The 12,331-nt window shown below is 71.1% G+C and carries 9 protein-coding genes and 1 tRNA gene; all 10 read right to left on the minus strand.

The window, feature by feature from the left end:
- Positions 1 to 29 precede the first annotated feature (29 nt).
- Positions 30 to 911 (minus strand): 3'(2'),5'-bisphosphate nucleotidase CysQ, encoded by an 882-nt coding sequence (locus tag RBH18_RS05320; RefSeq protein WP_306204801.1) that lies wholly within the window; start codon positions 909 to 911, stop codon positions 30 to 32.
- Positions 912 to 933: 22 nt separating this feature from the next.
- Positions 934 to 2,685, minus strand: coding sequence for a sugar transferase (locus tag RBH18_RS05325; protein WP_306204802.1), 1,752 nt, complete (start codon positions 2,683 to 2,685; stop codon positions 934 to 936).
- Positions 2,686 to 2,822: 137 nt separating this feature from the next.
- Positions 2,823 to 3,410 (minus strand): aminoacyl-tRNA hydrolase, encoded by a 588-nt coding sequence (gene pth, locus RBH18_RS05330; RefSeq protein ID WP_306204803.1) that lies wholly within the window; start codon positions 3,408 to 3,410, stop codon positions 2,823 to 2,825.
- Between the two features lie 87 nt (positions 3,411 to 3,497).
- Positions 3,498 to 4,118, minus strand: coding sequence for a 50S ribosomal protein L25/general stress protein Ctc (locus RBH18_RS05335; protein WP_306204804.1), 621 nt, complete (start codon positions 4,116 to 4,118; stop codon positions 3,498 to 3,500).
- Positions 4,119 to 4,852: 734 nt separating this feature from the next.
- Entirely contained in the window at positions 4,853 to 5,833 is a 981-nt protein-coding gene (locus RBH18_RS05340) for a ribose-phosphate diphosphokinase (RefSeq protein ID WP_306204805.1), read from the minus strand.
- Positions 5,834 to 6,013: 180 nt separating this feature from the next.
- Positions 6,014 to 7,465, minus strand: coding sequence for a bifunctional UDP-N-acetylglucosamine diphosphorylase/glucosamine-1-phosphate N-acetyltransferase GlmU (gene glmU / locus RBH18_RS05345; protein ID WP_306204806.1), 1,452 nt, complete (start codon positions 7,463 to 7,465; stop codon positions 6,014 to 6,016).
- 69 nt (positions 7,466 to 7,534) lie between these two features.
- Positions 7,535 to 7,605, minus strand: a tRNA-Gln gene (locus tag RBH18_RS05350).
- 255 nt (positions 7,606 to 7,860) lie between these two features.
- On the minus strand, positions 7,861 to 8,802 hold the full coding sequence (locus RBH18_RS05355) for an extracellular catalytic domain type 1 short-chain-length polyhydroxyalkanoate depolymerase (RefSeq protein WP_306204807.1): 942 nt from the start codon (positions 8,800 to 8,802) through the stop codon (positions 7,861 to 7,863).
- Between the two features lie 45 nt (positions 8,803 to 8,847).
- Complete coding sequence (locus RBH18_RS05360) at positions 8,848 to 10,572, minus strand: hypothetical protein (protein ID WP_306204808.1); 1,725 nt, start codon at positions 10,570 to 10,572, stop codon at positions 8,848 to 8,850.
- Between the two features lie 74 nt (positions 10,573 to 10,646).
- Complete coding sequence (locus RBH18_RS05365; protein ID WP_306204809.1) at positions 10,647 to 12,329, minus strand: hypothetical protein; 1,683 nt, start codon at positions 12,327 to 12,329, stop codon at positions 10,647 to 10,649.
- Positions 12,330 to 12,331: the final 2 nt, after the last annotated feature.

Here is a 12,331-nt window from a genome sequence, read left to right on the forward strand (position 1 = left end):
GGCGATGACCATCGGGCTGACGGCTCGGATTACGGAAGGTGCCGCTGCAGCGCCGCAAGCAGCTGGGGGGCGAGGTCTTTCCGGCAGACCACCAGATCGGGCAGCTTCGGGTCGGCCTGGTTGTATTCCAACGCACTGCCGTCGATGCGGGAAGCGTGCAAACCTGTGGCCAATGCCACAGCGACCGGGGCGGCGCTGTCCCACTCGTACTGCCCGCCGGCGTGGATGTAGGCGTCCGCCTCCCCGCTCACCACCGCGGCGATCTTCACGCCGGCCGATCCCATCGGGACGAGCTCGGCGCCGAGCTCCTCGGCCAGCGCGGTCACGAACGCCGGGGGCCGGGTGCGGCTGGCGGCGATCCGGATCGGCCCGCCGGTCGCGGCGGCCAGCGGCAGCGGCGGATAGGCCGGCGGGTGATCGGTCGCCAGCGTGCGGTGCTGGGCCGGCATCGCCACGGCACCGGCGGCCAGGCAGCTCGCGCTGCCGCACTCCGCCGTCCAGAGCGCCACGTGCACGGCCCAGTCGGCGCGGCCCTCCTCGGAGAACTCACGGGTGCCGTCGAGCGGGTCGACGATCCAGACGCGGGAGGCGTCCAGCCGGTCCGGGCGCGCGGCGTCCTCCCCGTCGGCCCAGGCGACGCGGGACTGGTCGTCCTCCTCCGACAGCACGGCGTCGGCGGGGCGCCAGCGGGCGAGCTCGGCGCGGAGCAGATCGTGGGCCGCCTTGTCGCCGGCGGCCTTCAGCGCCTTGCCGTCCGCGTGGCCCAGCTCCTCGCGGACCTGCAGCAGCACCTGACCGGCCCGGTCGGCCAGCCAGCGGGCGAAGGCCGAGTCGTTGACCGGCGGCGTGCCACCGGACTCGGGCTCACGTTGCCCGGCTATGCGCGCCGACGTCCCTGTCCGCTCGCTCATCGTCTCGCCTCGCCTCTCATGCCTAGTACGCCCCGGAGGACCGGACCACCGCGGTCATCGTCCGCAAAAGGATCACCAGATCCAAACTGAGCGACCAGTTCTCCACATAGCGCAGGTCCAGCCGGACCGCTTCCTCCCACGACAGATCCGATCGTCCCGAAACCTGCCAGAGGCCGGTCATGCCCGGTTTGACCGCCAGCCGGCGCCGCACGTCGTCGGCATAGGCGGCGACCTCCGCGGGCAGCGGCGGCCGCGGGCCAACCAGCGACATCTGGCCCAGCACGACGTTGAGCAGCTGCGGCAGCTCGTCCAGCGAGAATCTGCGCAGCCACCGGCCGACCGGGGTCACGCGCGGGTCGTCACGGATCTTGAAGAGCACACCGTCGTGCTCGTTGAGGTGCCGGAGCTCGGCGAGCCGCGCCTCGGCGTCCACGTACATGCTGCGGAACTTGAAGATGCGGAACTCGCTGCCGTCCCGCCCGACCCGAACCTGCCGAAAGAGTACCGGGCCACGGGAGGTGAGCCTCACACAGAGTGCGACGGTTAACAGCACCGGACCGAAGAGCACGAGCAGCGCCAGCGCCCCGAGCCGGTCCACCAGGTCCTTGATCATCCGGGCACCGCCGTGCAGCCGCGGGTGCTCGACGTGCAGCATCGGCAGCCCGTCGAAGGGCCGGATGGTGGTGCGGGCCCCGGCGACGTCGATCAGGGCGCTCGCCACGATGAGATCGACCTCGTCGCGCTCCAGCCGCCAGGCCAGCCGCCGCAGCGCCACGCCGTCCAGCTCGGGGCAGCTCAGCACCACCACGGTGTCCGCGTCGGCGGCGTCCACCGCGGTCGCGACGTCGTCGAAGGTGCCGTACACGGGCAGGTCCACCACGCCGTCGTGCTGCGGCGGCAGGCAGGCGCCCACAACTTCCAGACCGTGATAGCGCTCACGGCGCAGCTGGCGCGTGATGCCGATGACGGACAGCTCGTGGCCGACCACGAGGACGCGGCGCAGGCTGGCGCCCCGTTTGCGTTCCAGGTGCAGATGCTTGCGCAGGGCGAAGCGGAGCACGACCGCCGAGACGACGGCCGTGGGGAGCGCCGCGAGGACGTAGGAGCGGGCCAGGTCCAGCTCGAGGGCGTACGAGACGACGGCCGCGCCCGCGATCAGGCCCACGCCGCCCCGGATCACCCGCTGGTACTCGTCGGTGCCCACGAAGAGGAAGCGGCGCTCGTACGCCCGGCTGCCGATGAGCACCATGAGCAGCGCCACCGGCAGGAGCGCCGAGAGCAGGAGATACCCCCGGTTGTACGCGGTCACCTCGTCGCCGAAGCGCACGGCGAAGGTCGTCGCCCCGGCCGCGACTCCGGCCAGCAGGTCGCTGAGCACCAGCGAGCGCACGTACCGGCGCTCCCACCGCTGCCGCCGCGACATGGCCGCGTGCCTGCCCCGGACCCGGACGAACGGCCGGGCGGCCGGGCGGGCCGCCATCGACCTGTTCTGCCGCTCCGACCAGTGCCGGTCGACGGCCCGGTTGCGGGTGCGCGCGCCGTCTCCGGTCCGCGGCGCCGCGTTGGGGTCGGCCGCCTCCCGGGACGCCGGGATCTTGCTGTTGCGCGCCCGGTCCCGGTGCGGCACCGAGCGGTGCGGCCGGTGGTTCGCCGGCGGATGGTTCGCCGGGCCGTGATTCTCCGGAACGTCCTGGCCGCGATCCGCCGCACGCCGCTGCACGGTCGGCAGCGCCACGGTGGGCTCGTCGAGCGCGGTCTCCCGCCCTTCCGTCATCTCGCACCTCCCCTGCGCCGCCGATGATCACGCACCATCCGGGCGCTATGTGACCAACGCGCCAACCAAGCGCGGCGACACGGGAGTTCAGAAGGGCAAAACGGGCGAATTAATCTATTCGTTCCCGGGGTCGGTCATCACGTTCCGTGGTATTTGTTCTGCGCCCACTCGACGCCCTCGAGGATCACGGCCTCCGTCACGTCGGCCGCCCGGTCCACGAGAAAGTCCAGCTCCTTGCGCTCGGTCGAGGAGAAGTCGGCCAGCACGAAGTCGGCCGCGTCCTGCCGGCCCGGCGGCCGTCCGATCCCGACCCGCACCCGGGCGTAGTCCTTGCTGCCCAGCGACTTCGACATCGAGCGCAGCCCGTTGTGACCACCCTCACCGCCGCCGCGCTTGGCGCGCACCTGCCCGTACGGCACGTCCAGCTCGTCGTGCACCGCGACGATGTGCTCCAGCGGCACCTTGAAGAACTGCGCCAGCGCCGACACCGGGGCGCCGGACAGGTTCATGTAGGTGAGCGGCTTCACCAGGATCAGCTTGGGCCCGCCGAACCCGAGCCGGCCCTCCGCCACCTCGGCGACCGCCCGCTTGTGCCGGCCGAACTTGCCACCCACCCGGCTCGCCAGCAGATCGGCCACCATGAAGCCGACGTTGTGCCGGTTGCCCGCATACTCCCGGCCGGGATTGCCCAGCCCGGCCACCAGCCACGGCGCGTCGTCGGTCATGACCTGCTCTCTCCTCACACGGAAACAGGGAAAGCGCCGCGCGGCACTTTCCCTGTCGTGGTCTTCCGGCAGCCCTGGGGGCTGAGGTCAGCTGGCGGCTTCCTCGCCGGCCTCGGCCTCGGTCTCGCCCTCGGCAGCCTCGCCGCCCTCCATCTGCTCGGCGGTCTGCGCCTGCGAGATGATCGCGATGACGAAGCCGGGGTCCACGGCCAGCTGGGTGCCCTGCGGGAGGGTCACGTCGCCGGCGGTGACCTGCGCGCCCGCCTCGAGGCCCTCGATCGACACCTCGAGCTCGGTCGGCAGGTGCATGGCCTCGGCGGTGACCGCGAGCGTGTTGCTCTCGTTCACCACGAGCGTGTTGCGGGCGGCCTCGCCGGTCAGCGTCACGGGGACGTCGACCTGGACCTGCTCGCCACGCTTGACGATCAGCAGGTCCACGTGCTCGAACGTGTCCTTGATCGGGTCGCGCTGGATCGCCTTCGGCAGCGCCAGGATGGCGGAGCCACCGGCGACGTCGAGGGTGAACACCTGGTTGAGACCGCCGTGCCGGATCGCGGCCGCGAACTCACGCGCCGGCAGAGCGATGTGCTGCGGGGCCTCGCCGTGACCGTAGAGCACGGCGGGCACGAGGCCGGCCCGGCGCGTGCGGCGGGCACCACCCTTGCCGAACTCGGTACGGGGCTCGGCGCTGATCTTTACCTCGGACACGGGGAACTCCTGAAACTCATGAATCGGGCTGCGTCTAAGTCGGCGGGCTGCGGGCTGTGTTCGGCGGGGCCGAGCGTGGGGTGGTGCTCATCTGCTCGGCAAGGGGCGCACGGGCACAGGCCCGGAACACCGCGTCGATCACGGTGCCTCAAGCGAACTCCGCTAACCTGCCGCAGACCGCGTGGCACCCTCGCCGTGGCAACCGCACCAGCTTACCTGCCCCGTGCGCACGACGACCGGCGGGTCCCGTCAGCTCGCTCTTCCCGCGAAAAGTTCACCCGCCCGATGCACCTTGCACGGTACCGGCCGGAGCGGCATGGCAACACCCCGTACTGGTCGCCCGTCGCCTCAATCGCCCAGGACGTCGCAAATCCCGCGTCCGCCCCCGGCGCCACGCTCATCCACAATGCGCAGCACCGCCCATCCCCTTCACGCAGCCGCCGTCGGCTCACACGCCGCTGGGCTCGCCGTCCAGCACGCGCAATCGAGCCGCTCGGCGCCGCGGCAAGGGCCACCACGTGCGTCGGGCTGCACAGCGCTGCGGCAAGGGCCACCACGTGCGTCAGGCTGCACAGCGCTGCGGCAAGGGCCACCACGTGCGTCAGGCTGCACAGCGCTGCGGCAAGGTCCAGCAGATGCCGTCCATCTGCACAGCGGCGCGAGAAAGGCCAGCACACGGCCCAGCTCGCTTCAGCACAGACCGGTCGGACGTCAGCTCGGGCCGGGGCCGAACGTCAGCTCAGACCGCCGAACAGCGTCGTCACCGAGCCGTCGTCGAACACCTCGCGGATGGCCCGCGCGAGCAGCGGCGCGATCGACAGCACCGTGATCTTGTCGAGGCGCTTCTCCGGGGGGAGCGGGAGCGTGTTGGTCACGACCAGCTCGGAGATGCGGCTGTTCTTCAGGCGCTCGGTCGCCGGGTCCGACAGCAGCGCGTGCGTGGAGGCGACGATCACATCCGCGGCGCCCGAGTCGAAGAGGATGTCGGCGGCCTTGGTGATGGTGCCGCCGGTGTCGATCATGTCGTCGACGATCAGGCACACCCGGCCCTCGACCTCGCCGACCACGCGGTTGGCGACGACCTGGTTGGGCTTGAGCGGGTCGCGCGTCTTGTGGATGAAGGCCAGCGGGCACCCGCCGAGCCGGTCCGTCCAGCGCTCCGCCACGCGCACGCGGCCCGAGTCGGGCGCGACCACGGTCAGCGGCCGGCCCTCGAACTTGCGCTCCACGTGCTCGGCGAGGATGTCCATCGCGAACAGGTGGTCCACCGGGCCGTCGAAGAAGCCCTGGATCTGCGCGGTGTGCAGGTCGACCGTGAGGATGCGGTTGGCGCCCGCCGTCTTGAGCAGGTCGGCGACCAGGCGGGCCGAGATCGGCTCGCGCCCGCGGTGCTTCTTGTCCTGCCGCGAGTAGGGGTAGAAGGGCATCACCACGGTGATCCGCTTCGCCGACCCGCGCTTGAGGGCGTCGATCATGATCAGGGTCTCCATGACCCAGCGGTTGATGCCCTCGGTCATCGACTGGACGACGAAGGCGTCGGATCCGCGCACCGAGTCGCGATATCGGACGAAGATCTCACCGTTGGCGAACTCGTAGGAGTCCGAGGGCGTCGGCGCCACGCCGAGCACCTGTCCGATCTCCTCCGCCAGCTCCGGGAAACCCCGACCGGAGAAAAGCATCAGACTCTTACGGTTCTCCGCGACGATGCTGCCCATGGGCTCGTCCGCTCCCGTGTGATCGAGGGGGTGTGTCACCTGAAGTATGACCCGGGGACGGCTGCCCGCCATATGCCGGAGGCCTCGCGTGGGATGCCTCACCCCAGCTTGCGCGCCCCCGGCCCGGCTGACCTCAATCCCGTCCCATCGACGACAGTAAATCAGACCCCCGGGCGGGCCTCACGCACCGTCGCCGGGTTCCTCCGCCGCCCGCCCGGCCCGCTCCGCCGCCTCGGCCGACACCGTGCCCGGCCGCTTGCGCGCGACCCAGCCCTCGACCGAGCGCTGCGGCGCCCGCGTCACGCCCAGGCTGCCCGGGGGCACGTCCTTGCCGATGGCGCTGCCGGCCGCGACATACGCCCCCGGGCCGATCTCCACGGGCGCGATCAAGACCGTGTCGCTGCCCACGAACGCCGCCTCGCCGACCGTCGTGTGGCTCTTGTTCACCCCGTCGTAGTTGGCGAAGATCGTGCCCGCCCCGATGTTCGCCTTGGGGCCGATCGTGGCGTCGCCCACATATGACAGGTGGGGCACCTTCGCGCCGGCGCCCAGCTCCGCGTTCTTGGTCTCGACGAACCCGCCGACCTTGGCCTTGCGCCCCAGCCGCGTGCCCGGCCGCAGATAGGAGAAGGGGCCGACCGTCGCGTCCGGCCCGATCTCGGCCCCGACCGCGTGCGTGCGCAGCACCGTCGCGCCCTCGGCGACCACCGTGTCGGCCAGCGTCGTGTCCGGCCCGACGACGGCCCGGGCGCCGACGGTCGTCGCGCCCTGCAGCTGCGAGTTCTGGTCCACCACGGCGTCCGGCTCGAGCGTCACCGTGACGTCGATCCATGTGGTCGCCGGGTCGAGGATCGAGACGCCGGCCTTGAGCCACGCGGTGTTGATCCGGTCACGCAACAGGCCGCGGAGCCGGGCGAGCTCCGCCCGGTCGTTGCAGCCCAGCGTCTCCAGCGCGTCGGCGGCGACGTGGACCCCCACCGGGTGGCCCACCGCGGCGAGCAGCCCGAACACGTCGGTGAGGTATTCCTCACCCTGATCGTTGTCGGTGGTCAGCTTGCCGAGCGCCTCGCGCAGCAGCGTGGCGTCGAAGACGTAGATCCCGGCGTTGATCTCCCGGATCCCCTTGATCTCCGGCGACGCGTCGCGCTCCTCGACGATCCGCTCGAGGTTGCCCGCGGCGTCCCGCACGATCCGGCCCAGCCCGGTCGGGTCGGCGACCTCCGCAGCCAGCACCGTCGCGCCCCGCTGCCCCGACTCGTGCGCGGCGACGAGCGCGTCGACCGTCTCCGGGCGCAGCAGCGGCACGTCGGCGTTGAGCACGACCACGGTGCCGGTCGCCTCGGGGATCGCGTCGAGCGCGATGCGCACGGCGTGGCCGGTGCCGTTCTGCTCGGCCTGCAGCACCGGCGTCGCGCCCGGCGAGATCTCGGCGAGGTGCGCGCGGACCTGGTCGGCCTTGTGCCCGACCACCACGACCGTCCGGGAGGCGCGCACCGCCTCGGCGGCGTGCAGCACGTGGCCCAGCAGCGTCCGCCCGAGCAGCGGATGCAACATCTTCGGCGTCGCGGACTTCATCCGCTTGCCCTCACCGGCGGCGAGGACGACGACGGTACGGCTCGGAGACTGGCTCACGCATAACTCCAGGGGTCGCAGTGGTGCGATGTCGAAAGAAGCGGCGAGGACTCAGCCGCGGGAAGAAAGCTCCCGGAAGAGGATTCGAACCCCTATAAACGGCACCAAAAGCCGCGGTCCTACCATTAGACGATCCGGGAGTGCAAAGCGGACATTCCGGCGGGGCGATGTACGCGGATCACATAGTAGCGTCCCTCGCGCCCCTCGGCGGAAAGCCGACCCCTCGCATCTCACTCCCGTTCGTCCCGACTGCCTCGCCCAGGCCCAAGCCCAAGGGCCTGTGCCCAGCATCTCGCACGACCGCACCGGCGGTGGACGCCTTGTGCGTCTTCCCCCCGCAGAGGAGCGAAATCACGGAGGAGGCCGATCGTCCGGCCGCCGGGTGAACGGCCGGCTCAATCCCGGTGAAGCCGGGGGTGCTGCTCGAAGAACGACCAGATGGCCGGGGTGGCGTCGAACGCCTGCGACGGCGGGTCGAGGCCGAGGAGACGCTCGGCGGCGGGGGCGCTGCGGCCGCCCGGCCACTGGTGCCCGGCACCCGCGATGGTGACCAGCTCGACCGCCCGGCCGCCGGGGCAGGTCGCCGCCGAGGTGGTGACGGAGCCCCGGACGGACGTGGTGGGTGCCGCGCAGTCGTCCGTCCCGCGCCAGGTCTCGATCAGCTCCGGGACGGGCGGGCCGTCGAGCTTGACGGGGAGGCGGCCGGTGCCGTCGTTGGAGCGCTTGCCCGGCCCGCCCCCGTACGGGATGGTCCGGTCCGCCGTGCCGTGGACAGCGAGCACCGACAGCGGCCCGGGATCGGCACAGTCAGCGATCATGGTGCCGGCAACGGGGGCGATCGCGGCGAACACGTCGGTGTCGCAGGCGAGACGGTAGGCGAGCATCGCGCCGTTGGAGATCCCGGTGGCGTAGACGCGGGCGGGATCCGTGCCGGGAACGGCCTTGACCAGGGCGGTGATGAAGGCGACATCGTCCACGTCGTCGCGGGCGGCCACCCCGCAGCAGCCCGGCCCGGCGTTCCAGGTGCGGTTGACCCCGTCGGGATAGGCGATGACGAAGCCGCCCGCGTCGGCCTGCGCGTCCCAGCCGTACGCCTCCTCGGCCTGCCTGCCGGTCCCGACGGCACCGTGCAGGACGATCACGAGGGGCGCCTCGGCCGGGGCGGAAGCGGGCCGGTACAGCCGATAGGTGCGCTCCCTGCCGTCGACGGAGAGGGCAGCGGAGGAGGAGCTGGCAGAGGAGGACGGTGCCGGATCGGGAGCGGGGTCGCGGTCCCGTCGTGCGGTGCAGCCGGCGAGCACCAGCAGCGTGGCGGTCAGTACGACGAAGCGCCTCATCACGTCACCGTCCTCCGTGCGTGTTCGAGAAGTGTCAGAGCCGGATCAGCGCTTGTTCATCTCGATGAGCTCCCAGCCGCCCTCGGGGCGCAGGTCCAGCTTGTTCGTGCGCAGGTTCATCGGGTTGGCCATGCCGATGTAGAGCCCGCCCTTGCCGTTCGGGATCATGTTGCGGATCCCGTAGTTGAGGTAGTTGCCGAGCCCGCGGGTGTCGACCGCCTGCGCCGGCGACTCGGGCGTCGGGAACATCCACAGGTCGCCGCCGAAGTTGGCCGGGCTGATCAGCGGCGTGTGCCAGTTGTCCGGGTCGGCCAGGGCCTTGCGGGCCCGGGCGTTGACGTCGGTGTCGGTCTTGGCGCCGGCGATGAGGTCCTTGACGAGGTAGCTCCAGTCCATGGTGCCGACGAAGAGCTTGCCGTCGACCACTGTCATGCGCCACGTGTAGTTGTTGAAGAGGTAGCCGAAGCCGGACTTGCCGTAGAGCGGGGTGTAGGCGGTGGGCTTGTCGACCCAGGTGGCGGTGGTGGGGTTCCAGGTGGGCAGCGTCTTCTCGCCGTACAGCAGCTCGATCTTCTGGGTGGGCAGCCCGAGGTCCTTGCCGCGCCAGATGCTGATCGCCCGCTGGGTGTTCACGGCCTGCTTGCGGGCGGCCTCGTCGTCCGCGGGCGGGTAGTAGGTGGCGTGCACGGTGCTCGACTTCATCGGGACGTGCATGGTGCCCCAGTAGACGTAGTCGCCGTACGTTGCGATGCCGCCACCGCCGTAGGTGACCGCGACGACCGGGTCCGTCTCGTAGAGGCCCGCGTTCCACACCTGCTTCCAGCCGAGGGCGTCCTCGGGGGTGAGGCCGGGCTCGCCGTCGCTGAACGGCGGGCTGATCCAGAGGCCGGCCAGCCGCTCGGGGGTGCGCGGCTGCTGGGCGGGCCAGCTGGTGGCGGCGATCCGGCCGTTGATCACCGTCAGGTCGGTGGCCTGGACGGGCAGCGTCGCGACGGTCTGGAAGGCGAACGGGTCGGCCTTGGACCCGGTCCAGCGCCAGACGGCACCGCCGGCCGAGCCGTTGCGGCCGATGCCGACGCCGAGGTAGAGGCCGCCCTCGGCGGTGAGGAACGTGCGGATGTTGCCATAGTCGGGGAAGTTGACCGACCCGAGGTACTTCTGGGTGGTGGCGTCGAAGGCGAACATGTTGAGCGTGTTCTCGAGCGCGGGACCGCCGAAGAGCACGACATCGCCGTAGGTGCCCGCCGCGCGCAGCCCGACGGTGTACGCCAGCCGCTGCGCGTCCTCCGGCGACTTGGCCCGGATCTCGGCGCTCTTGTTGACCTGCCGCTTCGTGGCGACGTCATAGGTCCACACCTCGGGCGCGCGCATGTCGCCGAGGTAGTCCGGGATCAGGTCGTCGGCGAGCGAGGGCTGGCTGGTGCCGTACTCGCAGGTCCAGTTGTCGTTGGCGGTCGGGTGGACGTAGTCCAGGGTGGCGCCGCTGACCAGGCAGTGGACGTTGGCGCCGGTGCCGTACCAGATCGTCTTGCCGACCTGGGTGAGCCCCCACACGTACGCCTGGTTGACCTTGGGTTGCCCGGTCTTGCAGGGTGGCCCGCTGGGGTAGGGCTGGCCGACGCCGTTGAAGCACTCGTCGGGCTTGGCCTTGGCGAGCAGGTCGAACTTGTAGGTCACCTTCGAGGCGGCCGCGGCCGCGGGTGACACGGCGGCGCCGACGGCGAGCAGCGCGATCGCGCCGGCCGCCAGGAGCCTCCTGATATTGATCAATGTCGTTTCCTCTCCGGAAATGCAACGTGCGCCTCCCGCGGGATCGCGGGAGACGCACGGCGGGTGGGGTGGGTTCAGCAGGGGGCTGTCAGCTCGATGAGCTCCCAGCCGCCCTCCGGCACGTCGTCGTCCGGGTCGGTGCGCAGGTTCATCGGGTCCGCCATGCCGACGTAGAGGCCGGAGCCGCCGGGGATCATGTTGCGGATGCCGTAGTTGAGGTAGTTGCCGAGTCCGGTGGTATTGACCGCGATCGCCTTCTCCGATGTGGACGGGAACGCCCACAGGTCGCCACCATATACAGCCGGATCAATGGCTGTCGCGCCCACGTCCGCGGCCCGCACGCCGGGGTTCTGGGCGACGAGGTCCTGGACGATGTAGCTCCAGTCCATGGTGCCGACGTAGAGGCGGTCCCCGGCGACGGTCATCCGCCACGTGTAGTTGTTGAAGGGGTTGTCGAAGCCGGACTTGCCGTAGAGCGGGGTCCAGCCGGTGGGCTTGGCCGCCCACGTGTTGGTCGCCGGGTCGTAGACGGGGAGCTCGGTGGCCCCGTACAGGAGCTGGATCTGCTGGGTGGGCAGCCCGAGGTCCTTGCCGCGCCAGATGCTGATCGCCCGCTGGGTGCCGGCGACCTGGGCCTGCTTGCCCTCCTCGGTCGTCTGCGGGTAGCGGCTCTGGTAGACCTTGGTGCCCTTCAGCGGGACGTGCATGGTGCCCCAGTAGAGCCAGCCGTCGAAGGAGGCGATGCCGCCGCCGCCGTAGGTGGCCGACATGATGCGGTCGGGCTCGTACTGGTTGGCGCTCCAGATCTGGCTCCAGCCGGCGGCGTCCTCGGGGTTGAGACCGGGCGCGCCGTCCTTCAGCGGCGGGCTGAGCCACACGCCGGCCAGCATCGCGGCGCTGGTGGGCTGGGCCGCGGGCCAGCTGGTCGCCGCGATGCGCCCGGCGTGGTAGGCGAGGTCGGCCGCCTGGACCGGCAGCGAGGCGACCAGGTCGAAGGTGAACGGGTGGCGCACGCTCCCGGTCCAGCGCAGCACGCCGCCGCCGGAGTTGCCGTTGGCGCCGATGCCGACGCCCAGGTAGAGCTCCTTCTCGGCGGTCAGGAAGGTGCGGATGTTGCCGTAGTCGGGCAGGTTGACCGAGCCGAGGAACCGCTTGCTCTTCGCGTCGAAGGCGAAGAGGTTGAGCGACTCGTTGAGCGCCGGGCCGCCGAGCAGCACGACACCGTCGAGGTTGCCGGCGGCGCGCAGCCCGATCGTGGTGCGCAGCCGTTCGGCGTCGGCGGCGCTGCGGGCGTTGATCTCGGCGGACTTGTTCACCTTCGTGCGGCTGCGGGCGTTGTAGAGCCACACCTGCGGGGTGCGCTGGTCGCCGATGTAGGCCGGCCAGTCCGGATCGGCCGCCACGGTCGGGCTCTCGGCGTACTCGCAGACGTAGTCGTCGTTGACGACCGGGTTGGCGACGTCGAGGGTCGCGCCGCTGGTCAGGCACTGCACGTTGGCGCCGGTGCCGAACCAGATGTCGTCGCCGACCCGGGTGAGGCCCCAGACGTAGGCCTGGTTGACCTTGGCCTGACCGGCGGCGCACGGCGGGCCCGTGGGGGCGGGCTCACCGATGCCGGTGAAGCACTCGTCCGGGGCCGCCTTGGCGAGCAGCTTGAACGAGTAGCTGTCGGAGCTGGAGGAGGTGAAACCGAACAGGGGAAGGGCGAGGACGGTGGTGGCAACGGCGGCAGCCAGCCGCCGGAGGAGGAAGGACATCG

It is taken from the genome of Actinoplanes oryzae (assembly GCF_030757795.1).
Classification (GTDB): domain Bacteria; phylum Actinomycetota; class Actinomycetes; order Mycobacteriales; family Micromonosporaceae; genus Actinoplanes.